Source organism: Acinetobacter sp. MF4642 (assembly GCF_002018925.1).
Lineage (GTDB): Bacteria > Pseudomonadota > Gammaproteobacteria > Pseudomonadales > Moraxellaceae > Acinetobacter > Acinetobacter johnsonii.
Window position 1 is genome coordinate 98,016 of sequence record NZ_MVON01000003.1, and the last position, 22,100, is coordinate 120,115.

Consider the following 22,100-nt stretch of genomic DNA (forward strand, 5'->3'; position numbering starts at 1 on the left):
GTCAAAACACCTTATGGCTTATCATCCGATTTAAATGACGCCAAGCTCGAAAACAGTTCAGATGGCCCCATCGTATCCAACAAGCGCTCATACGTCTCACGACTTTCACCACGCAAATAGGCCCCTTCTAAGAACACCATTTGACGGAGTGCCTGCCAAACCCACTTTTCTTCTAATGTATTGGAGTCAGTGATATGACCCGACATATAAAGGAAGTTGGTCCAGTTGGTCAGTACAATCCATAAATTGATAATCAAGGCTTCAATTTCAGACGACGTCATTTGCATCAGACCTGCATCAACAAAGGCCTGATAAATTTTTTGCCCTTGTTGCATCACTTGCCCTGCAAAACGCGGATACATCTTGCGGAAGTCTTCATTGTTTTCAACCAAGTGGTAGACATCACGGTGTAAAAAGCGATAAGCCCATAACTGGCTGCTCAGCACCTGAAAATAACGAATTTTATCATTGGCATCTAACAGACGGTCATCCGGCAAAGCCAGCATCTGTAGCGTTTCGCCTTGATACTGCTCCATAAGCTCTTTGATAATTTCACTTTTATTGCGAAAGTGATAATACAAATTTCCCGGACTCATATTCAATTCAGCGGCAATATGATTGGTCGTAACAGAACGTTCTCCACGCTCGTTAAAAAGCTGCAAACTGAGTTGCAAAATACGTTCTTTGGTTTTCAACGTTTTAGTTTGAGACATCCTAAAATAACCATTCATTCAGTGCATTAGAAGACTAACACATAAAGTAACTTGACTAATTAGAGCAATTACTCTAAAAATTAAACATAAATTGAAATTTGAAATGGTAGTGCGGCATGAACAGTCAAACAAAAACAACTTCATTGACACCACATTCTTATGATATTCAGCACCTACATGATGTGCTTGAACAGCAAAAGCACGCTTATTTACGCTATCCATTGCCAACCGCAAAAGAGCGTATTGACCGTTTGGCACGACTTAAGCGTATCTTAGTTAAGTATCAAGATCAATTTGCAGAGGCAATTAATCAAGACTACGGTAACCGTTCCACCAGTGAAACTAAAATTGGGGAATTACTCACCTGCCTTGAACACATCAAATATTATAGCAAGCATTTAACCACATGGATGAAACCCTCGAAACGTCACGTTTCAATCATTCATCAGCCAGCTAAAGCATGGGTGCAATATCAACCTTTAGGTGTGATCGGCATTATTACCCCATGGAACTATCCTTTATTACTCTCGATTGGCCCCCTGATTTGTGCTTTGGCGGCGGGCAACCATGCCATGATTAAAATTTCAAGTTCATCGGGCAACTTTGGTCGCATCCTTGAAAAAGCGCTCTCTGAAGCCTTTCCTCAAGAGTTAGTTTCCGTGACCAATGGTGGTGGTGCAATTTCGGATACCTTTTGTCGTCTGGCTTTTGACAAACTGATTTTCACAGGTTCAACCAATGTCGGTAAAACCGTCATGTCTGCTGCGGCAGAGAACCTCGTTCCACTGATCCTCGAACTTGGCGGAAAATCACCAGTATTAGTACATCCTTCTATTCATTTACGGGATGTTGCGCAGCGGATTGCCGCAGGAAAACTGTGGAATGCAGGTCAAACCTGTGTGGCACCCGACTATATGTTCTTGCCTAAAGGTAAAACTGCCGAGTTCATTGAGCACTTCCGCGAGTGTGTGGAAGAGATGTATCCCGACATTCTGCATAATCCAGACTACACCTCGATTATTAATGACCGCCAATACAACCGCTTGCAAGGTTATCTTGAAAATGCACGTGAGCATGGAGCGCAGGTGGTTGAGGTCAACCCAGCCCATGAAACCTTCTCCGATACACGTAAAGTGCCCCCTACACTGTTAACTGGGGTCACGCCTGACATGCGTATTATGCAAGAGGAAATCTTTGGGCCACTGCTACCGATCATGGAATATGATCAAATAGACGATGTTATCGAGTTTATTAATAGCCGTCCGCGTCCACTTGCATTATACTACTTCGACTTTGATCAGGCGCGTGCAGATTATGTTGCACAGCGTACTCATTCAGGGCATTTCGGACAAAACACGGTTTTGACCCATGTCGCACAAGACGATTTACCATTTGGTGGCGTTGGTGCATCAGGTATGGGGAAATATCATGGTCCAGAAGGTTTCTTCAGTTTGTCGCATGAACGGTCAGTGATGTCGAATCCCAAGTTATATAGCTTGAAATTCATTCTCCCACCGTTTAACAAACCAATTCACAAGTTGATTTCAAAGACCCTTCTTCGCTAAATGATCAAGGCATGACCTATCGCACGGGTTCATGCCTAGTTTTAATGAAAATCGCTTGTCTTTTAAGCGCATTTTTGGTATAAAACGCCCCTTGAATGATTTCATCCGTTTACTTAATAACTAGCGCACAATCGGTGCTGTCTAGCAATGGAGTTCACCATGTCTAAGGTTTGCCAAGTTACCGGCAAGCGTCCAGTCGTTGGCAACAACGTCTCGCACGCCAATAACAAAACCAAACGCCGGTTCGAGCCGAACCTGCATCACCACCGTTTCTGGTTAGAAAGCGAAAAACGTTTCGTACGTCTTCGTCTAACTACAAAAGGTATGCGTATTATCGACAAATTGGGTATCGAGAAGGTTGTTGCTGACCTACGTGCTCAAGGTCAAAAGATCTAAGGAGTCTGAACCATGCGTGATAAAATTCGCCTAGTTTCTACTGCTGGTACAGGTTATTTCTATACCACAACTAAGAACAAACGTACTATGCCGGAAAAAATGGAAATCAAAAAATTTGATCCAAAAATCCGTCAACACGTAATCTTCAAAGAAGCTAAAATTAAATAATTTTAGTTTTTTGAAAAAAACGACCTGCTTTAGGTCGTTTTTTTTTGCTTTTTTTTCGTTCGACTTGTTAAACTTTTAATCTCTTTTGGCACCTTTTGTGCTTTGCTTCTTTTTCACCCTTAACTTTTGCTTAAGGAGTTTTTAGTGCCTCATGACGTAGATCTCATTATATTACTTGCTGTCGGTTTTGGGCTTGCGCTCATTTTCGGCTATCTTGCCGTACGCTTACGCCTTCCCCCACTCATTGGTTATCTGATTGCGGGTATCATTATTAGCCCCAATACCCCTGGTATTGTCGCGGACATTCATCTGGCGAACCAATTGGCTGAACTTGGGGTCATGTTCCTCATGTTTGGTGTGGGCATGCATTTTTCCCTCAATGACTTATTACAAGTTCGACGTATTGCACTCCCTGGTGCTATTTTACAAATTGCTGTCGCGACCCTGCTCGGAATAGGCGTCAGTATGATCTGGGGGTGGAGTTTTGGTTCCGCCTTGGTCTTCGGCTTAAGCCTGTCTTGTGCCAGTACAGTGGTATTACTCAAAGCACTGGGAGACCGTGGTCTACTCAATTCGGTCAACGGTAAAATTGCCGTAGGTTGGCTCTTGGTTGAAGATCTGGTCATGGTCTTGGTACTGGTACTCCTACCCGCAACAGCAGCTCTACTCGGTGGAGAAGCCCTTGCAGGCAGTACTGATGACAACATTTGGCTTACCTTAGGCATCACCTTACTTAAAGTAGTAGGCTTCATCGCTTTTATGCTGATCATCGGGAAACGTCTTGTTCCAATGATCATGCAATTTGTTGCTCGACTTGGTTCACGTGAACTGTTTACCTTAACCGTGGTGGCTGCTGCGGTCTCAATCGCCTTTGGCGCGTACAAAATTTTCGGTGTTTCCATGGCACTGGGCGCTTTCTTTGCCGGGATGGTCGTTAAAGAGTCTGACTTTAGCCACCGTGCCGAAGAAGAAACCCTCCCTCTACGTGAAATTTTTGCCATTTTGTTTTTTGTTGCAGTGGGCATGTTATTTGACCCGCGCATCTTAGTGGAACAACCGGTACATGTGCTTGCAGTCGTTGCAATTATTATGGTCGGCAAAACCATTGCCGCTATGGCACTAGTGCTCTTTTTCCGCTACCCCATCAATACTGCCCTCACTGTCGGTGCGTCACTGGCACAGATTGGTGAGTTTTCCTTCATCTTAGCGACACTCGGGGTTTCACTTAAACTCTTGTCCTTAGAAGGGCAAAACCTAATTTTGGCAGGAGCACTCATCTCCATCACCTTAAACAGCTTTGTGTTCTCCGCAATTGAGCCTGTACAACGTTGGATTCGTGAGCGCTCGCATCTAGCACGCTTACTGGAGCGTAGTGGTGACCCACTGGCAATGCTGCCTGATGAAGTCTCACAAGACTATTTACGTGACCAAGTGGTAATTGTTGGGCATGGTGAAGTGGGCCGTCGCATTACCAAACAATTGATGGCCGAAGACATTAAAGTGGTGATTGCGGAAGAAAACCGTGAAATTGTAGAAAACCTGCGTGAAAAAGGCATTGCGGCTGTTTCTGGGATGGCGACAGACCCTGGGGTACTGATTCAAGCCCATATTCAACATGCACGCCTGTTGGTACTTTCCCCGATGGATATTTTAGATATTCATAAAATCGTGGATATTGCCAAAACCCTCAATCCTGAGATTCAGGTCTTAGTATGTGCGGAAAGCAAAGAAGAAGCCGAAGTGATTCGCCGCGATCAAATTGGTGAAGTTTATTTTGCAAAAGAGGAAATGGCGAAAAATATGAGCAATCATATTTTAAATCAAATTCAGATTGCACATCATCAAGCACCCACCCACTAACCAACCAACACTGGATACAAAAAAACGCACTGTTCAGTGCGTTTTTTCATATTCGGCTTAGCTGAAGAACTGTGGCTTTTCGTCCACCACTTCAGCCTGCCATTCGCCCACTTGTTTTTCAAGTAAGCCGTATAAAGCCGCTTGCACCATCTGCTGAGCAACGACTGTTGTCTGGTCGCCCAATAATGCTTTGAGCTCTTCATTAAACTGGATCGTGACTAAAGGCGCACTCTCCGAACCTGCGTTACGTAGTGCAAGCTCACCACCTTCAAGTTGAACCAATTCTAAAATGGCTTCTTGATTTCCAAATAATTCTTTCAATTGTTCTATAGACATATTTCCTCCATGTTCAACATGGTGGCAAAGGCAGTTGCACTTTGCTTCGCTTAGACTTATTGATATAAGGACAAATTTTCAAACTTCAAGCGTTGGTCATCGCTTTTAGAATTCAACCATCTCATTCCGAAAGCCATCGATCAACGCCGTTAAGTCTCGATGCCACTCGCGTAAAATTTTGGTATCGGGTAACCATGCCTGAGGGGTTTGAGTTACTTTGATGATCAAATTGGATGAAGTTTCTGACTCAGGTTCAGGTGTACTCGGCTCTGGCGCATACTGACACAAGCGATAAGCACGTTTTAACTCGGCAATGAAACCTTCTTTCGAGAGTTGTTGCATTACAGTCACTTCAGGCGAGACTTGGCCCTTAGCTGCCATATGCTCCTCTATGGACTTCAAGGTCGGGGTAAAGTCATTTAAGCGGTAGTAACGGACCAACTCTTGTAGAAACGCAAGCACTGCGCCATGCAAGTGAAACACAGCAGCCTCACGGTAAGCCTGAGCTTGTTGCACATGATCAATTTGTTCTGCTTGTTGACATGAAAGTCGAGCAAAGTAGAGTTTTTGGTTAGTGCGATCAGCATGGTAACGGGCAACACGAGTCATGAAGGGTGTTCCTAAGTTTTGGCGTTTATAACAATTCTAAGAGTAATCTTTCTATACAGCAGTGCATAATAAAAATTATGCATGATCTATTTCAATAAAATAAATCTTTCTTTTTGCTATGACAGGCATCGAAATATGCATGGGACGCACATTTGTGAGTACCCAAGCCCAATATCCCTCTTCCCAATATGATGCCATCGCCGAATCAAGCTCATCTTCTCTCCATGAGTGAATCGACTCAACATCAACCATAGCAACAGCATACCCCAACTCTTCATCGTCCTCGTGGGTTAAATAGTGCTTATTTTCCACAATAATCAAATCTTTGAGTGGCCATTGCTCTGGTCGCCAAGAACGTATCCCTAAGGTTTTATTTCCTTGAGAAATTTGTCGTCCCATCGGCGCAACAATCGATAAAGCTGGATAGATTTTTTTCATTTTATCCCATAAAAAAGGAGCATCCATTGCTCCTTTTTATTTATGCTTCTGGCTTCTCAGGTTTATCTTCCGCCTGTTTGACGCGAATACCAGTGCCATGCAAACGTAGTGTATTAAGCCCTTTAATGGCTTTAATGGCTTCACGTGCATGCGGCATTTCAACAAAAGCAAAACCTTTCGATTTACCTGTTGCTGCATCGAGGATTAAATTACATGATGCAACTGTGCCGTATTGCTTAAATAATTCAAGCAGTTCAGCTTCAGTCACTGTACGCTCTAAATTACGAACTAAAATTTTCATCTTACAACCTTCAAAAATAGGCAAAATCATCAAAAAGCAATCGCCTACGCTACTTTCTGAACATTGCACAACAAATACCACAATGTAATCTGTTTAGTTTAATCGAGATTAATCCCAAAATCTAAATTAATCGATTGGCGCTCAATTAAAGCACTCTTTACCGTTTGCTGACGGGGCTTATGATGGGTTTCCATGCTACACAAATTTCGCGTCAGATCATTCAAAAAATAACTTTCGACTTTGCGCCCCTGCTCATCAATCACGTCTCGCGCCCATAGACTTAAATTTTGCTTGGTTAAAATCAGCTCATTCTGAGCCCGGGTCAGCGCCACATACAAGACCCGACGCTCTTCTTCGACATCATTAAAATCACCCTGAGCACGTGCATGTGGATATTGCCCTGGGGTGACATTGACGACATAACAGACTTTTTGCTCTGTACCTTTGGCCGAGTGAATGGTAATCAGAGTGACGACATCACTATCTGACTGGCGTTCGATTTCAGAAATCGACACAGGATCAAGCACATATTCCTCTAGAAACTCACTCAATTGGGTATGTTTAGAAGCCAATTGTTTAACCAGTTCAAAGTCACCTTGGCGGCGGTTCCAGTCTTTTTTATAATTTTCAGCCAATTGTGCTTCAATCGCTTGAATACCCAAACCGACGCAAGCCTGTACTTCCTGTTTCAGTACCGTCATTTGCTTCATGATCAACAATGTTTCAGCAGGAATCCGTCCAAATTTTTCTAATTTATCAAAGATCAAATCAAACTCAGGCTCCAGTAAAAGTTGCTGAGCAAGACGGCTTGCACCTACATCTCCCACCCCATTCCACAGAGTGAGAAAACGCATCCATGCAATATCATCGAGAGGATTGGCAATCACGCGCAGCAAACTGAGCAAATCTTTCACATGCGCGGTTTCAAGCAGTTTCATACCCCCAATAAATCGATAGGGGACATTGGCTGCAATACATGCTGCCTCAATATGCCGTGCTGCAAAGCTAGAACGCACCAAGACCATATGATCCGACCATTTACTGCCTTGTAAGTAATGGCGCTCTTTAATGTCGATCGCGATCCATTTTGCTTCATCAAACTCATTTGGGAAAATGTGCATGCGAGGCTTCACGCCCTCACCCCGATGAGCATCTAGGCGTTTGTTATATTGAATCTCAGATTGATCGAGCAGCCAATTTGAAAGGTCTAAAATTTCTTGGGTTGAACGATAGTTTTGCTCCAATTTAAACACCTGAGCATTCGGCACACGGTCTTTAAAATGGTGAATATTTTCAAAATCTGCTCCACGGAAACCATAAATCGACTGTGCATCATCACCGACACAGAACAGGCTCACTTTGTCTTTAAGGGGCTCAAGCAAGGCCCACTGCAAAGGATTGGTGTCCTGCATTTCATCGACCAGCATGTGTTTGCAGAGCGATGCCACATAGTCGGCTAAACCATCTGACTGGTCGAGTGCTGAGGCCACGATCGCAAGAATATCGTCATAATCTAAAAAGCTACGCGCACGCTTACGTGTCTCGTACTCTTTCATGATTTCCGCAATTTGATCTTTAAAGGCCAGATGCTCAGGATGCTGTTTTTCTAAGGCATCACTCAACTTTTGACGCGTATTTCGTGCAAAAGAATACAGATCACACAGTTCTTGCGGTTTAGGCAGCTGATTAGGATTTTTCTTGTCATCTTTTCCACGAATCAGGCGGAACATCATCAGTTGATCATCACGATCAATAATTGAAAACTGTTCTAAACCAAAGGCTTTTGGTACACGGCGCAGCAGATACATACAAAAAGTATGAAAAGTCGATGCGCGCAGCCCTTTGGCTTGCTCACCCAAAGCCAGCTCCACTCGCGCCACGATCTCGCTGGCTGAACGACGGGTAAAGGTTAAAATTTGAATTTGGTTGGCAGGAATCCCTTGATCAATTAGGTATGCAGCACGTGCCACAATGGTTTTCGTCTTGCCACAGCCAGCCCCTGCGAGCACCAGACTGTGTTGCGACTCAGTCGTGGCAGCTTGTTTTTGTTGCGGGTTTAATTCATCAATTAGGCTGGCTAAACTCATAATCACTCATCAATTCGTGGATGCTCCTAGTCTAACAAATCTATGACTTCAATATGAGGCTACAGCAACGATTATCCATTTCTGTCTGAAATGCACCTTCAGATCTGGGGCTAAGAACTCATGCTCGAACCGCTTACTGCCTCAAAAAATTAAAACTCACCTTGCTCAGTATGATTTAAAAGCAAAAGTCGGGTGATGTCCTCACAACTGTTTTGCAAATTCTGCTCTGCGTTTTTCAATGCTGTTGCTAAATCACAGTCGGGTTCATTGATCGAAACAATTTGACTAAACCCTTCATCAAATAATGCCTCAACATCCTCTCCGACACGTCCAGCAAAGGCAATCACAGGTTTATTCAACTGCTTGGCTAACTGAGCCACCGCCCACGGCGTTTTACCAAACTTGGTTTGGAAGTCGATACTGCCTTCACCAGTAAAGACATAATCGGCTTGCTTTATTTTCTCCGCCAGTTGAGTTTGCTCAATCACCCAATTCGCGCCAGACTGAAGCTTAGCGCCCGTAAAGGCCATTAGACCAAAACCTAGCCCTCCTGCGGCGCCTGCCCCTGCGACATTACGTATCTGTAGATTAAGCTGTGTTTCCACCACATCTGCAAAATGACTCAAGTTTTGATCCAACTGCTCAACCATCTCTGCGCTCGCCCCTTTTTGCGGGCCAAACACATACGAAGCGCCTTGCATGCCACACAGCGGATTAGTGACATCGGAGGCAATTAAAACTTGAATCTTTTGCAAGCGTGGGTCTAAAGCCTGCATATCGATCCGTTCAATATCTCGTAAATGACCACCACCAACGGGCACTTCCCGCCCTTGTACATCTAAAAAGCGTACTCCAAGCGCCTGTGCCATGCCACTGCCTGCATCATTGGTGACACTGCCTCCAAGAGCCAAAATAATTTTGGACACGCCTAGATCCAATGCATGGCAAATTATTTCGCCTGTCCCTAAAGTTGTGGTCAGCAATGGATTTCGCTGTGCGGGCTCAAGCAGATGAATACCATTGGCTTTGACCATTTCAATAACAGCCGTTTGCCCACCATCAAATAAGCCCCAATACGTTTTAACTCGTTGTGATGGCAATGGCCCTGTTACTTCACATTCGATTTTTTGGCCAGCTAAAGATGTTAATAAAGCATCGACTGTGCCTTCGCCGCCATCTGCCATGGGTACATGTATACATACAGCATCAGGGATTATGTTTTGAATTCCGCGCTGCATCGCCGCACAGACCTGCTCTGCAGTCATACTTTCTTTAAATGAATCAGGCGCTAAAATAAAAGTTGTCATCATCCATAATTTTTTTAGAAAATTTAATTTATTAATAACACGATTGATAAATTTCCCACCCGCATTTTTCTCTTTTCATTGTCCTTGGCACAGTTCGTTGTGATTGAAACTGAATACATCTCCATAAAGACAAAATAGCCTCAATAATTTTTTAATTTTAGCCATCTCTGAATTTTACTGTACGCGTCACCAAAATGGCCACCATAGTCCATTTGGTTTTAATGCATAAATTAAACAAAGTGCGAATCAATTAGCCGATAAAATCATCATTAAACATTCAAGGCTCTTAAAAAATAGGTGATGTATGCAACGTATCAATTTGGGAAAAGCTGCACTTTAACTGTATAAAACAGTATTAGAACTCGAAAACTTATCCATGCAAAAAGTCCAACAAACAGGTCTTGAGATTGGGTTTTCACACTTGTTGAAACTGAGAGCCTCACAGATTAACCAATGTGCATTCTGTGTGCGTATGCATACACAAGATGCCATGAAAGCAGGCGAATCAATCGAACGGATTGCCCTCATCAGTGCATGGCAAGAAAGTGAATATTTTTCCGAAAAAGAACGCGCCGCGCTGATTTTAATTGAAGAAATTACCCTCATTGCCCAGCAGCATTTCCCCGATTCGGCGTATCAAGAAGCAGCAAAAAGTTTATCCGAGGCAGAAGTTGCCGCTATTGAATGGATCGCCATTGTGATTAATACGTGGAATCGTATTGCGATTTCAAGTCAATATACCGTCAATCCATAAGCATGCCATTCAGCTTTGCAAGTGATATAAACCGCACAAAAAAAAGGGAGCCTACATGAGGCTCCCTTTTATTTTTTAATCACGTTTTATTCAGATTGGCTTGCTGGTGGAATCTGCTTAATGGCTGCCGCTAGAGTCAGATAATTAATCCCTTGGAATAAAATATCAAAAGCAAGGAATAAGCCCAGCACCCAAAATGGAGCATCTGGTGTAGTTAAAATCATAATGCCTGCCAGCAGAGTTAAAACACCAGAAAAAAGTGTCCAGCCCCAACCTTGGAATGCTCGAAATAAGATTGCATTAAAGATACGAATGACCCCTGCAATAATCAAGAAAACCGCTAAAACACTGGTCAAGACAATGGCTGTTTTCACAGGTGTAGTAAATGCGTAATAGCCCGCAACCAAATACAACACACCAAACAATGCCCATAACCAGCGGAAGCCACCCTCAAAAATCTTAAAGGCTGCGATGAAGTGTAGAACACCACCTATCATCATGAGCACGCCAAAGATAAACACCACAGATAAGGTGGCAAAAGGCAAAGCTGCCAAAAGGACGAAACCAAACAACACCAATAAAATCCCTAAACCCAAATACCATTTACGATTTTCATGGAGTTGATGGCGAACTAAATCATTACCGACTGTTTTCATCTTCTTCTCAAGTTTGATTTTCGTTCACTTAGTTTTAACATGTTTTGCATCGAACTTGTAGGTTTGAGCTTATCCACACAATCAATCCATGCTGTGGATAAACTCAACATTATCCACAGTTACTTTTTCCACCCAATTTCAATCGCAGTGATCTCATTCACCAATGTTTCATCAATCGACTCAGGCATTTTACTCTGTGTTTGTGAGGTTGGAATGTGCCCGGCCATTAATTCAGCCTTGGCTTGAGGGAACAGCGGTTGTTGATTTGGATATGCATAACCCGCCGGATACATCGGCTGCCCTGTGGCTAAGTCGTATTTATCAATGGCACCAAAGGCATGTAAAAGTTCATGTGCAAGCACGACTTTGTTTTGCTCAGTTTGCTTGGTCGAAGCAAATAAATTCACTGAACCGATGCGACCTTTTTGCAAAGCTGTCGAGTGTTTAAGCTCTTTGGTCAGTGCTGGGTCATAATAGTTCAAATACAAAGTAACAGTTGGTGCACCATCTGAACCTTGATGGTTTTTCCATGCATAATAACGGAACTTTAAGCTCCACAAGACCGTATCCAATAAACTTGCCTGCTCAGGCACTTTCGGCGGTAGCTGTTTGAGTTCACGCCCTAGTTGGAAATAAATCGCAATCGGTTGGCCGCGATATGTCGCCGACATCTGCTCTAAATAACCTTGTACCCCTTTTAAGTTCGCAGGCGTCAATTGCTGTATATATTGCTGAGTTGTACCTTGTCCATCAGCATTAACTGGATGGAGTAATACAATAATAGGCTTGCTCCAATCTTGGTTCTGATCCCGATAAGCATTCAAAGCGACCACCAATAAAATCAGCAGTAATATTAAAATACGAAGTTTTTTCCACATATTAAGAGGCACTCTGCTTTTTCATTTTTCTTAAATACATTTGACTCATATCAATTTTAGTTTCGAATAAATTAAGTGTTTTAATTAATCCTGACAATTTAGCGCGACCATAATTTCGTGAATCAAAATCAGGTTTTACCGCACTAATATATTGCCCTACCATGCTCAAATTAGCCCAGCCATTTTCATCAGCATTATCTTTAACGGCTTTATAAACCAAATTTAAAGTTGCTCGATCAATCATTTCAGGAGCAAGACCTTCTTTTGATTGACTACTCATCTTTTGATCTATAACTTTCAATGTTTCCGCTATCTTCTTATTATCAGAATCCACAATATCTTCTTCTTCATTATTCTTAAGATCGCTATCTGAAATTAAATTTTCTATATAAATGAATTTATCACAAGCTTTCTTAAAAGCCTCCGGAGTTTTCTTTTTCCCAAATCCATAAACACTTAAACCATTTTCACGGATACGAGATGCTAAAGGGGTAAAATCACTATCGCTAGAAACGATACAAAAACCATCCAAGGCCCCAGCATAAAGTAAGTCCATCGCATCAATAATTAAAATCATATCTGTAGCATCTTTACCTTTTGTGTAGGCAAACTGCTGAACTGGCGTGATTGCATGAGGTAAGAGAACCTCACGCCAATTTTTCAAAGTGTCGCTACTCCAATCACCATACACACGCTTGACACTGGCAATACCATATTTAGCTACTTCTTCAAGTACTGATGGAATTGCACTAATAGATGAATTATCAGCATCAATTAGCACTGCAAATTTTTTTGTTTGTATTTCCACATACACCCCAAATATTATGATTATTTGAGAATCATTTTGACATAAAAAATGCCCACCAAAGTGAGCATTTCTTGATTATTTCTAAGTAATTAAAACTTAAGCTTCAACCCATTTTCCATCATTGAACACCAATGACCATTTGGTTTGCTTACCTTCGGGCGTTTCAGAACCAATATATTGCGCTTGATTCTTACGGCTAAACTTCACCAAAGTTGGATTCCCTTCAGGGTCAACATCAGGTGCTTGCAAAATAAACTGATACTTCGGATCGAGCTGATCGGCAACAGAGCGTAATTCAGCAACCTTAGGAGCACGTGTTTCACGTACTTTCGGGAACTTACTTGCCGCCAAGAATAAACCAGCCGCCCCATCACGTAATACAAAAAAGTCATCATGCTTAGTTGAACGTAAATGTTCCATCTTAATCGGGTCTACACGCGGAGGTGCAGGTTGACCACTTTTTAAGACTTTACGTGTGTTATCACAGCTTGAGCAAGCAAAATAAGGACCAAAACGACCCGTCTTCAGCTGCATTTCCCCATCACACTTATCACATGGAATAGTTGGGCCATCATAACCTTTGATTTTGAACTCACCTTCTTCAAGTTCAAAACCAGCACAATCAGGGTTATTACCACAGACATGTAGCTTACGACCACCATCAATCACATAACTGTCCATCGCAGTTTCACAGATTGGACAGCGTTTTTTCGACATCAAATCTGCTGTTTCTGCTGCATCATCATCAGAAAGTGCGGCAAGTGATTCAACAGGCGTTAAGTTCAACGTACCTTTACAACGCTCTTTCGGTGGTAAGTTATAGCCAGAGCACCCTAAGAAGACACCTGTGGTTCCCGTACGAATCTGCATTGGGCGGTCACATTCTTTACAGTGTACGGCTTCAACCTCTACAGGTTGGTTGCGGCGCATACCGCCTTCACCTTGCGCATTGGTCAGGCGCTTTTTAAAGTCGCCATAGAAACTGTCGAGCAACTCTTTCCAGTTGCGTTCACCATCAGCCACTTTATCGAGCTGACCTTCTAAGTCCGCGGTAAAGTCATAGTTCATGAGGTTATTGAAACTTTCATCTAAACGATCAGTAACAATTTCACCCATTTTTTCTGCATACAGACGGCGGTTCTCGAGTTTGACATAACCACGGTCTTGAATGGTCGAGATAATCGCCGCATAGGTCGATGGACGACCAATGCCTTTCTTCTCAAGCTCTTTCACCAGTGACGCTTCGGTAAAGCGTGCAGGTGGCTTGGTAAAGTGTTGCGATGGATCTAATTTTTCAAGCGTCAGGATTTCACCGACTTTCACCGCAGGCAATAACACATCATCGTCTGACTTGTTTTGACCACGGACTTTAGTGAAACCGTCAAAGACTAAGGTGCGACCTTTGGCTTTAAGTTCAACACCGTTGGCATCCACTAAAATAGTCGATGACAAGTATTCTGCTGGTGTCATTTGACACGCGACGAATTGACGCCAAATCAAATCATACAAACGTTGTGCATCACGTTCCACACCCACTAAGCTATCGCCTTTTAAAGCCACATTCGATGGACGAATCGCTTCGTGGGCTTCTTGTGCACCCGCTTTGTTACCATAGCGGTTCGGCTTAGCAGGCAGATACTTCGTACCAAACTCGGTCTCAATATGATGACGTACCATATTCACCGCATCGTCACTCAAAAAGGTCGAGTCGGTACGCATATAGGTAATAAAACCAGCTTCATACAAACGCTGCGCCAACATCATGGTTTTCTTCACAGAGAAACCCAAACGTGTACTGGCGGCTTGTTGTAAAGTCGAGGTGATATACGGCGCGCTCGGATTAACCTTCGTCGGTTTATCTTCACGTGCTGAAACTTTGTAATCTGCGTCTTTAATGAGCTTCAGCAAAGCATCGGTATCAGCTTTATTACGTAGCTTTAAGGCTTTACCTGCTTGTTTGACGGCTTCTAAACGAATCTCATCGGTCTGTGACTTAGTGTCTGCAAAAACTTGCCAGTATTCTTCGGGAATAAAGGCACGAATTTCACGCTCACGCTCAACCACCAGTTTAACTGCGACAGACTGAACACGACCTGCCGATAAACCACGGGCAATTTTTTCCCAAAGTAATGGCGAAATCATAAAGCCGACGACGCGGTCTAAAAAGCGGCGTGCTTGTTGCGCATTAACTTTATCGATATCAAGGCGTGCTGGATGCTTGAATGCATCTTGGATGGCATTTTTGGTAATTTCGTTGAACACCACACGTTGATAACGTGAGTCATCCCCACCAATCACTTCTTTTAAATGCCAAGCAATCGCTTCCCCTTCACGGTCCAAGTCCGTTGCGAGATAGACCTCGTCAACTTGCGAAGCAAGCTTTTTCAGTTCAGCAACCACATGCTCTTTGCCTGGAAGCACTTCATAATGTGCTTTCCAGTCATGCTCAGGATCAACCCCCATACGATTGACCAGTGCATTTTGTGCTTTTTCAGCTTTCTGAGCATCGGTCAGTTTGGTTCGTGTTGCTGGCTTCTTTTCTGCAGTCTTACTGGAACCACCTGTAGGTAAATCACGCACGTGACCCACAGACGACTTCACAATGTAATTCGAGCCTAAATATTTATTGATTGTTTTCGCTTTTGCAGGCGACTCCACAATCACTAAAGCACGCTTTTTCCCAGCCTCAGGAGAATCTGCTGTAGTACTTTTGGATGTGGACCGAGGAGCTTTCGCCATATTAACCGTTAATCCTGTTTCAATGGGTCTGTAAAATTAAAGTTCAGCCAAAGACTGTAAATATGCTTTCATGGCATCTAACTGGGTTGCTCTTAAGTCAGAATGCTCATCCCAATAGAGTCCCACGCAGTTTGCTTGCATATCAATAGCATAAATACCCTTTAATTCAATGGGTAAATGTTTAAACTTGTCATCACCTGTAATGAGTTCAAGCTGTTGATCAACAACGCGAGCGCGCATTAAAGGTAGGCGTGCTTCTGGAATCAGTACACTGTAGTACGCCACCATGCTGGCACGGTTTTCCGAAGCCATCGGTATTTTCGTCCAGTCAGGTGCTGCGACTAACCGCGGGTGTAAACCCATCTTGCGCGCTTTATCACGCATTTCACCCAAAGCTTTCTCTCTTGGACTTACACGAAGTCCAAAAATCGAGCCGAGGATGAATAAGATGATAAATCCGACAACCCAAATTCCAGTATTTTCCATAGCACAACCTTTTTATTCCTTTATTAGAGTTGCATAAGCACAATATAAAACGCAAGTTTGAACGATAAAATTAATTTAAGAACATTTCATGACTATATAGAACTTCATGTCCATTCCAGTAAATATAGCCTTTATCGAGTAACTCTTTCAGCAACATACGCACATCTGACTTCGGAAACATTTGCTCAAGCAAATCACGGAGTGCATAGATATCTTTGGGTTTATTGGTTTTTAACTCGCGCAGTTTTTGTGCAACCTCAAGCTGTACAGGGTCAATCTGTGCAAAGTTTTTAAACAACTCTTGTTGCGCAGACTGCGTATCTACAGTTGGTTCAAGCACATCTACGACACTGTCTTTTTGCAGTTGCTGTAGCGCTTGCTGCATGCTTTGCGGCTGTGTAATTGGGTCTTGTTCATCTAAATTCAGTGCCAACCACTGCTTCAACACTTTTTTACGAAAGCGAATCTGCTCATCATAGCGTTTGATGATTTTGAGATTAATCAACATCCCCACTACCCGCTGCGTCTTTTCAGGTACGAGTTGCAAAATATTACTTATTGAATTTTTTAGACCGTCTAATGTGTTCGGCTTACCTGACATTTTCCCCAAAGCATCACAATATTTTTTGACCATTTTTAAATAAGGCTGATTTTTGATGCTGTCTAAACTGGGAAGATGACGTTGACTGGGTAACGCTTCAGACTGAATGAGGATCAAATTGCTCTGAATATCCGAAGATTGCATTAAGTCCAAAAGTATTTCTGCTGTATTGACCGCAGAGATAATTTCAACCTGCGTCTCTGGCTCTAGCAAAGCCATTAACTGCCCCACCACCACGGCGTATTCGAACTCTTTTTGCTCAGCTTTGGGCGTGTCTAAAATCACCACTTGACCACTACTGATCCAAGCAGCCAGTTCCGTCAAATCTTGCAATGCATACTCAAATTGACCTTGGCAATGAAACAAATACAAAGTCGGATAATGCTCCACAATCTCGCGCAACAATTTGGCAGTCGGAACATTATTTTCAAGGTCAAGAAGAACAACTTTTTGAGTCATAGGACAGTTTTTATGGGATGCACCAGAAAGCGGGTATTAGAGTAGGAACTACATCAAAGGTCAAATGATTTCGTCAGTCAAATGGGGCTTTGAGTTGGGTAAAATAAAAAAATAGAGAAGACGCAGCAATATCTTCACCCTACATCACAGGATTTTTTTGGACCAAGACAGCAAATGAACTTAATAATGTGGTGGACGATCGGCCATCGGGTCAAATGTCGCAATTCCATCAGACAAATCTGAAGATTCAACACGTTGATACAAAATTTGCATTTGTTTTTTTAAATCAGCAATTTCCAGCCCTTGAATCACTAATTGTTCATTGAGTTGTTCAACTAAATCATCTAAAAATGCAATTCGGACTTGCAAATCTTCAATGGGTGCGGACAATGGCGCTTGATTATCAATATTTTGTTGTTTAGACACTTCAAGTCCTCATTTGAGATTTTTCAGGAAACATTATGGCCTATATTACTTTAAGGGATGTCCAACTTGCGTTTGGTGGACCTGCCTTGCTCGACGGCGCGAACTTTTCATTGGAGCGCGGTGAACGAGTGTGTTTAATTGGTCGTAATGGTGAAGGTAAGTCTACTTTACTTAAACTGATCGAGGGAAGTTTATTACCCGATTCTGGTGAAGTTTCTCTACAAAATGGCATCACCATTTCCATGTTGGCGCAAGACGTCCCGATGGACTCGGGTAAAGTGGCGGATATCGTGGCAGACGGCGCGGGTGAAGCCGCAGATGTGCTCAGAGCCTATCATGAAGCCAGTGATGCTTGTGTATTGGGTGATATGGATGCATGCGACCGTATGGGTAACTTGCAACATAAAATGGATATGTTAGATGGCTGGGCTTTAGAAACCAAAGTCAATTCCATTTTAAGCAAAATGGGCCTAGACCCAGATGCTGATTTGGCTGATTTATCGGGTGGTCGTAAGCGTCGTGTGCTGCTTGCTCGTGCACTCCTCACCCAACCCGATGTACTATTACTGGACGAACCAACCAACCATTTGGACGTTGAAAGTATTGAATGGTTAGAAAAATTTCTACTCGATCAAAATAATTTAACTTTACTGTTCATCTCGCATGACCGTTCATTTGTTGACAGTATTGCAACTCGTATTGTAGAGCTCGACCGTGGCACTTTGCGCAGTTACGAGGGTAACTATTCACGCTACCTCGAACTAAAAGCAATGCAGATGGAAGCAGAAGAAAAGCAAAATGCTCTTTTTGATAAGCGCTTAGCTGAAGAAGAAGTATGGATTCGCCAAGGGATTAAAGCTCGTCGTACCCGTAACGAAGGTCGTGTTCGCGCCCTAAAAGAATTACGTGAACAATCTAAAGCACGCCGTTCACAACAAGGCAAAGTCAGCATGGCAACGCAAGATGCCAATCGCTCAGGTAAATTGGTCTTCGATATTGAACATCTCAGTGTGGCTTTTGGCAATCAAGAACCTATTATCAAAGACTTCTCTGCATTGGTGCTTCGTGGCGATCGTATTGGTCTCGTCGGTGACAACGGTGTCGGTAAAACTACGCTCATCAAAGCTATTTTGGGTGAGATTGAGCATCGCGGATCAGTCAAAACAGGTACACAGCTTGAAGTGGCTTATTTTGACCAATTACGTAATGCACTTGATCTTGAAAAATCAGTGAAAGATAACGTCTCTGAAGGTTCAGATTTTGTCGATGTCAATGGTAACCGTCGCCACATCTACAGCTATTTACAAGATTTCTTGTTCTCACCAGAACGTGCGCGCACACCAGTCAAAGCCCTTTCAGGTGGTGAGCGTAACCGTATCTTACTTGCAAAATTATTGCTTAAGCCATCCAACTTAATCGTGATGGATGAGCCGACCAATGACTTAGATATGGTGACTTTAGAGCTTCTTGAAGAAATGCTCGGTGGCTACAAAGGTACATTGTTGTTGATCTCGCATGACCGTGCCTTTATGGACAATGTCGTCACATCAACTTGGGTGTTTGATGGTAAAGGGCATATTGATGAATACATTGGTGGTTATCAAGATTATCTTGAACAGCGTCCAGATGACAAAGTCGTCGATCAAAAAAGTGATGTGAAAAAAGCACTTGCAAAAGCAGATGCTGCGCCTAAAAAAGCCAAATTAAGCTATAAAGATCAGCGTGCGCTTGAACAACTACCTGCCGAAATGGAAGCGCTGGAAAAAGAGCAAGCTGAAATCAATGCATTACTCGCAGATGGTTCATTATTTATTTCAGATGCAGACAAGGCTATGACGTTGTCAAATCGTTTGACTGAAATTGATGAGCTATTGCTGGAAAAACTGGAACGTTGGGAAGAACTGGAAAATTTAACCAAATAATTTTCCATGAGCTCCATAAAAAAACTCCGCATCACGCGGAGTTTTTTTATGGAGCTCAGCTGAGGGTGCCCACCACCATCGAGAAGATGTCCATCGCTTCCATTTGCATTTGGGTGCGTTCGTCTACATCATCCAAGCCTGTATAACATCACATTTGAAGAGTGCCGACATCGGGTTGATTCTGAACATTGACCCTTCATTCTTGCTTCATGCTAAACTCGAAACATTCTTTTTTAGCCTTTATCGCAATTTATGAGTTCGAAGCCAGACTATCAACCCGGTGAATTTCAGTGGTCTTTTCTACATCCCAAATATTGGGGCATTTGGATTGGTATCGTCTTTCTCATGATATTGGCGATTCTTCCATGGACAATTCAACACCGACTGGCAACCCTCTTAGGCAATCTCAGTTTTAAATATCTGAAGTCGCGGCGTAAAACTACCGTTCGTAATCTGGAAGTGTGTTTCCCTGAATGGTCGGCCCAAGAAGTCCTTGAAAATGCGCGTCTGGTTTTTGTCGATCAAATGCTGGGCGTATTTGAAACGCTGAATGCGTGGTATAGCCCAAAGTGGTTTACTGGCCGTGTCAGTATTGAAGGCTTAGAACATATTCAAAAAGCACAAGCAGAAGGTAAAGGTGCACTGCTTTTAGGAACCCACTCTACTTTGCTCGATGCGGGTGGTTATCTATGCGCACAGTATTTTGAACCGGATGTAGTGTATCGCCCACAAAATAATCCACTGCTGGATATGCTCATCTACCGCTGCCGCGCCACCATTTATGCACATCAAATTGATCATGATGACATGCGTGGTTTGGTTCGCAACTTAAAAAATGGCCATGCCATTTGGTATAGTCCAGATCAAGACTTTGGTTTAAAACAAGGTGTTATGGCACCATTTTTTGGCGTTCCCGCAGCGACAGTTACAGCACACCGTCGTTTATTGAAAATGACCAAGGCTGCTGCCATCCCTCTGTATTTTTATCGAGATGGGGACATTAAAAACCCACAATACAAAGTATTGATTGAACCTGCGGTCGAAAACTTACCCAGTGAAGATGAAGTCGATGATGCGACACGAGTAAATCAAATTATTGAAAATCAACTCCGCATTGCTCCGACTCAATATATGTGGTTCCACCGTCGCTTCAAAACTCGCCCTGCAGGCTATGACAAGATTTATTCTTAACAAAAAAGAGCTGCTTAAAAAGTAGAACCCGAGTTCTGCGTCCTGCAAAACTCGGGTACATGAGGTTGTGCTTTCAACGTTATTCTTGTTTTATTCGGTGGCATTCCATACCTACATCATATCCATGATGATTTCCATCAGCTTCAACTTCCATACTGGGATGATCCATTCCCACTCCATTTGCTGATGAGACTAGAATACGGGGATACCAAATGACTAACCATTCGTCAGATTCCCAAATCCCTGTAAGCCATATCCTACACTGATGAAATCCGAGCACCCCGTATGTTTACTGGTAATCTTTGGCAATTTTATCTGTAACCTGCTTACCTTCTCGTTCCGCCTTCTCAATTCCATCTTCAATCGCCTCCTGCGCTTCTTGCTCATCGGCTTCGGTTTGTTCCAGCTCTTCTTGTACTTGCTCAAACACCCGACCAGTTTGAAGCACCACATATACAGGGAAATGATCTGAACCAATATGTGCTAAACGCTGCATCTGCACTAAGGCAAAATCCGTACTGTGAAAGACATGATCCAATGACCAGCGCAGTAAGGGATAGTCGGCATGAAAAGTATTGACAAAATGTCGTCCGACTCGGGGGTCTAGCAGCCCACTGATCCGTTGAAAAAGTCGTGTCGTACGCGACCACGCCACATCATTCAAATCCCCCATCACAATGCAACTTTCATCCAAATCTTTAATCTGATCACCAACTATTAATAATTCAGCATCACGTAAAGTAGAGTCTTTGGCTTCGGTCGGACTTGGTGGTTTCGGGTGTAAGCAGTACAGTTGCACTGGCTGTCCTGACCTTAAGATGACTGTGGCATGAATCGAAGGAATTTCATCGCTCAAAATAAACTTAACTTCAATATCTTCAAGCGCTAAACGACTATACAAATGCATGCCATACAGATTATCCAAAGGCACTGCAACCCGATAGGGATAGTCATCTTCCAGTACACTCAAGGCTTGTTCCCAATGTGCATCCGACTCTAAAGTCAAAATCAAATCCGGTTGATGCTGACGAATCTGTTGCAGTAATAAGTGATATTGAGTATTGGGCGTTAGTACATTCGACACAATTAAAGAAATCTGACGTTCTGGCTGTAACTCTGTTTTGGCAACCGTTTTAACCTGCTTTTTCCACATAAAAGTATAAGGCAACACCATTTTGAGTTGATAGGCTACTGCCGCAATTAACCCCAGAAAAATGACTTCACGCCCCCAATCCCAATGTGCATCCCAAAACAACATCAAGCTAAATGCAATCAATCCCAATGCCAAAATCTGCAAGCGTGGAAAATCTGCGCCTCGAAACCACCATTCATCTCGTGGAATCAGTGACCAGAAGCTCAACCAAATCACAACACATGCCAGCAACTCAACCCAAATCATA

The 22,100-nt window shown here is 43.0% G+C and carries 22 protein-coding genes; 7 read left to right on the forward strand and 15 right to left on the reverse strand.

What is annotated here, in order from left to right:
• Positions 1-11: 11 nt before the first annotated feature.
• Entirely contained in the window at positions 12-713 is a 702-nt protein-coding gene (locus MF4642_RS02670) for a TetR/AcrR family transcriptional regulator (RefSeq protein ID WP_005400842.1), read from the reverse strand.
• Between the two features lie 116 nt (positions 714-829).
• Between MF4642_RS02670 and MF4642_RS02675 the strand changes: the two genes are divergently transcribed.
• The 4 genes from MF4642_RS02675 to MF4642_RS02690 all read left to right on the forward strand — a co-directional run bounded on the left by MF4642_RS02675 (position 830) and on the right by MF4642_RS02690 (position 4,702).
• A complete protein-coding gene (locus MF4642_RS02675; RefSeq protein WP_078425226.1) occupies positions 830-2,278 on the forward strand; it encodes a coniferyl aldehyde dehydrogenase in 1,449 nt (482 codons plus the stop codon).
• Between the two features lie 159 nt (positions 2,279-2,437).
• The gene (gene rpmB / locus MF4642_RS02680; RefSeq protein WP_000048256.1) at positions 2,438-2,674 is read left to right on the forward strand and encodes a 50S ribosomal protein L28; all 237 of its coding nucleotides are present in this window, start codon (positions 2,438-2,440) and stop codon (positions 2,672-2,674) included.
• 12 nt (positions 2,675-2,686) lie between these two features.
• On the forward strand, positions 2,687-2,842 hold the full coding sequence (gene rpmG / locus MF4642_RS02685) for a 50S ribosomal protein L33 (protein ID WP_003654787.1): 156 nt from the start codon (positions 2,687-2,689) through the stop codon (positions 2,840-2,842).
• Positions 2,843-2,986: 144 nt separating this feature from the next.
• Positions 2,987-4,702 (forward strand): cation:proton antiporter, encoded by a 1,716-nt coding sequence (locus tag MF4642_RS02690; protein WP_005400844.1) that lies wholly within the window; start codon positions 2,987-2,989, stop codon positions 4,700-4,702.
• Positions 4,703-4,759: 57 nt separating this feature from the next.
• On the opposite strand, the gene MF4642_RS02695 is transcribed toward MF4642_RS02690, so the two are convergent.
• The 6 genes from MF4642_RS02695 to MF4642_RS02720 form a co-directional block, all read right to left on the reverse strand.
• Positions 4,760-5,038: a hypothetical protein gene (locus tag MF4642_RS02695; protein WP_004692486.1), complete on the reverse strand. Its 279-nt coding sequence runs from the start codon at positions 5,036-5,038 to the stop codon at positions 4,760-4,762.
• Between the two features lie 105 nt (positions 5,039-5,143).
• A complete protein-coding gene (locus tag MF4642_RS02700; RefSeq protein ID WP_004978994.1) occupies positions 5,144-5,647 on the reverse strand; it encodes a DUF6586 family protein in 504 nt (167 codons plus the stop codon).
• A 75-nt stretch (positions 5,648-5,722) separates the two neighbouring features.
• Positions 5,723-6,085 carry an ASCH domain-containing protein gene (locus tag MF4642_RS02705; RefSeq protein ID WP_227518505.1) on the reverse strand — a complete coding sequence of 121 codons (363 nt, stop codon included), beginning with the start codon at positions 6,083-6,085 and terminating at the stop codon, positions 5,723-5,725.
• A 40-nt stretch (positions 6,086-6,125) separates the two neighbouring features.
• The gene (locus MF4642_RS02710) at positions 6,126-6,386 is read right to left on the reverse strand and encodes an RNA recognition motif domain-containing protein (RefSeq protein WP_029574937.1); all 261 of its coding nucleotides are present in this window, start codon (positions 6,384-6,386) and stop codon (positions 6,126-6,128) included.
• Positions 6,387-6,484: 98 nt separating this feature from the next.
• Positions 6,485-8,473, reverse strand: coding sequence for an ATP-dependent helicase (locus MF4642_RS02715; RefSeq protein ID WP_078425228.1), 1,989 nt, complete (start codon positions 8,471-8,473; stop codon positions 6,485-6,487).
• 149 nt (positions 8,474-8,622) lie between these two features.
• A complete protein-coding gene (locus MF4642_RS02720) occupies positions 8,623-9,783 on the reverse strand; it encodes a glycerate kinase (protein WP_171262488.1) in 1,161 nt (386 codons plus the stop codon).
• Between the two features lie 337 nt (positions 9,784-10,120).
• On the opposite strand from MF4642_RS02720, the gene MF4642_RS02725 reads away from it, so the two are divergent.
• Positions 10,121-10,534 (forward strand): carboxymuconolactone decarboxylase family protein, encoded by a 414-nt coding sequence (locus MF4642_RS02725; protein WP_227518506.1) that lies wholly within the window; start codon positions 10,121-10,123, stop codon positions 10,532-10,534.
• Between the two features lie 86 nt (positions 10,535-10,620).
• Here MF4642_RS02725 and MF4642_RS02730 read toward each other — a convergent pair whose 3' ends face one another.
• The 7 genes from MF4642_RS02730 to MF4642_RS02760 form a co-directional block, all read right to left on the reverse strand.
• Positions 10,621-11,190 (reverse strand): HdeD family acid-resistance protein, encoded by a 570-nt coding sequence (locus MF4642_RS02730; protein ID WP_004978978.1) that lies wholly within the window; start codon positions 11,188-11,190, stop codon positions 10,621-10,623.
• Positions 11,191-11,309: 119 nt separating this feature from the next.
• Positions 11,310-12,068 carry a hypothetical protein gene (locus MF4642_RS02735; protein ID WP_078425230.1) on the reverse strand — a complete coding sequence of 253 codons (759 nt, stop codon included), beginning with the start codon at positions 12,066-12,068 and terminating at the stop codon, positions 11,310-11,312.
• A 1-nt stretch (position 12,069) separates the two neighbouring features.
• On the reverse strand, positions 12,070-12,876 hold the full coding sequence (locus MF4642_RS02740) for an NYN domain-containing protein (protein ID WP_078425231.1): 807 nt from the start codon (positions 12,874-12,876) through the stop codon (positions 12,070-12,072).
• Positions 12,877-12,972: 96 nt separating this feature from the next.
• Positions 12,973-15,615 (reverse strand): type I DNA topoisomerase, encoded by a 2,643-nt coding sequence (gene topA, locus MF4642_RS02745; RefSeq protein ID WP_078425232.1) that lies wholly within the window; start codon positions 15,613-15,615, stop codon positions 12,973-12,975.
• A 36-nt stretch (positions 15,616-15,651) separates the two neighbouring features.
• Positions 15,652-16,101 carry an ammonium transporter gene (locus MF4642_RS02750; protein ID WP_004692510.1) on the reverse strand — a complete coding sequence of 150 codons (450 nt, stop codon included), beginning with the start codon at positions 16,099-16,101 and terminating at the stop codon, positions 15,652-15,654.
• Positions 16,102-16,171: 70 nt separating this feature from the next.
• A complete protein-coding gene (locus MF4642_RS02755; RefSeq protein ID WP_078425233.1) occupies positions 16,172-17,161 on the reverse strand; it encodes a hypothetical protein in 990 nt (329 codons plus the stop codon).
• A 180-nt stretch (positions 17,162-17,341) separates the two neighbouring features.
• Positions 17,342-17,587: a SlyX family protein gene (locus MF4642_RS02760; protein WP_004692513.1), complete on the reverse strand. Its 246-nt coding sequence runs from the start codon at positions 17,585-17,587 to the stop codon at positions 17,342-17,344.
• A gap of 35 nt (positions 17,588-17,622) precedes the next feature.
• Here MF4642_RS02760 and MF4642_RS02765 point away from each other — a divergent pair, with 35 nt between their 5' ends.
• Positions 17,623-19,509, forward strand: a complete 1,887-nt coding sequence (locus MF4642_RS02765; RefSeq protein WP_078425234.1) for an ATP-binding cassette domain-containing protein — start codon at positions 17,623-17,625, stop codon at positions 19,507-19,509.
• 252 nt (positions 19,510-19,761) lie between these two features.
• Positions 19,762-20,700 (forward strand): lauroyl acyltransferase, encoded by a 939-nt coding sequence (locus MF4642_RS02770; protein ID WP_078425235.1) that lies wholly within the window; start codon positions 19,762-19,764, stop codon positions 20,698-20,700.
• 289 nt (positions 20,701-20,989) lie between these two features.
• On the opposite strand, the gene MF4642_RS02775 is transcribed toward MF4642_RS02770, so the two are convergent.
• Positions 20,990-22,099 carry an endonuclease/exonuclease/phosphatase family protein gene (locus MF4642_RS02775; protein ID WP_078425236.1) on the reverse strand — a complete coding sequence of 370 codons (1,110 nt, stop codon included), beginning with the start codon at positions 22,097-22,099 and terminating at the stop codon, positions 20,990-20,992.
• Between the last annotated feature and the right edge of the window lies 1 nt (position 22,100).

Bases quoted from the DNA above. Each gene is read 5' to 3' on its own strand.
- MF4642_RS02670 (WP_005400842.1), bottom strand. From the start codon at position 713: ATGTCTCAAACTAAAACGTTGAAAACCAAAGAACGTATTTTGCAACTC.
- MF4642_RS02675 (WP_078425226.1), top strand. From the start codon at position 830: ATGAACAGTCAAACAAAAACAACTTCATTGACACCACATTCTTATGAT.
- rpmB (WP_000048256.1), top strand. From the start codon at position 2,438: ATGTCTAAGGTTTGCCAAGTTACCGGCAAGCGTCCAGTCGTTGGCAAC.
- rpmG (WP_003654787.1), top strand. From the start codon at position 2,687: ATGCGTGATAAAATTCGCCTAGTTTCTACTGCTGGTACAGGTTATTTC.
- MF4642_RS02695 (WP_004692486.1), bottom strand. From the start codon at position 5,038: ATGTCTATAGAACAATTGAAAGAATTATTTGGAAATCAAGAAGCCATT.
- MF4642_RS02700 (WP_004978994.1), bottom strand. From the start codon at position 5,647: ATGACTCGTGTTGCCCGTTACCATGCTGATCGCACTAACCAAAAACTC.
- MF4642_RS02705 (WP_227518505.1), bottom strand. From the start codon at position 6,085: ATGAAAAAAATCTATCCAGCTTTATCGATTGTTGCGCCGATGGGACGA.
- MF4642_RS02710 (WP_029574937.1), bottom strand. From the start codon at position 6,386: ATGAAAATTTTAGTTCGTAATTTAGAGCGTACAGTGACTGAAGCTGAA.
- MF4642_RS02715 (WP_078425228.1), bottom strand. From the start codon at position 8,473: ATGAGTTTAGCCAGCCTAATTGATGAATTAAACCCGCAACAAAAACAA.
- MF4642_RS02720 (WP_171262488.1), bottom strand. From the start codon at position 9,783: ATGATGACAACTTTTATTTTAGCGCCTGATTCATTTAAAGAAAGTATG.
- MF4642_RS02730 (WP_004978978.1), bottom strand. From the start codon at position 11,190: ATGAAAACAGTCGGTAATGATTTAGTTCGCCATCAACTCCATGAAAAT.
- MF4642_RS02735 (WP_078425230.1), bottom strand. From the start codon at position 12,068: ATGTGGAAAAAACTTCGTATTTTAATATTACTGCTGATTTTATTGGTG.
- topA (WP_078425232.1), bottom strand. From the start codon at position 15,615: ATGGCGAAAGCTCCTCGGTCCACATCCAAAAGTACTACAGCAGATTCT.
- MF4642_RS02750 (WP_004692510.1), bottom strand. From the start codon at position 16,101: ATGGAAAATACTGGAATTTGGGTTGTCGGATTTATCATCTTATTCATC.
- MF4642_RS02755 (WP_078425233.1), bottom strand. From the start codon at position 17,161: ATGACTCAAAAAGTTGTTCTTCTTGACCTTGAAAATAATGTTCCGACT.
- MF4642_RS02765 (WP_078425234.1), top strand. From the start codon at position 17,623: ATGGCCTATATTACTTTAAGGGATGTCCAACTTGCGTTTGGTGGACCT.
- MF4642_RS02770 (WP_078425235.1), top strand. From the start codon at position 19,762: ATGAGTTCGAAGCCAGACTATCAACCCGGTGAATTTCAGTGGTCTTTT.
- MF4642_RS02775 (WP_078425236.1), bottom strand. From the start codon at position 22,099: ATGATTTGGGTTGAGTTGCTGGCATGTGTTGTGATTTGGTTGAGCTTC.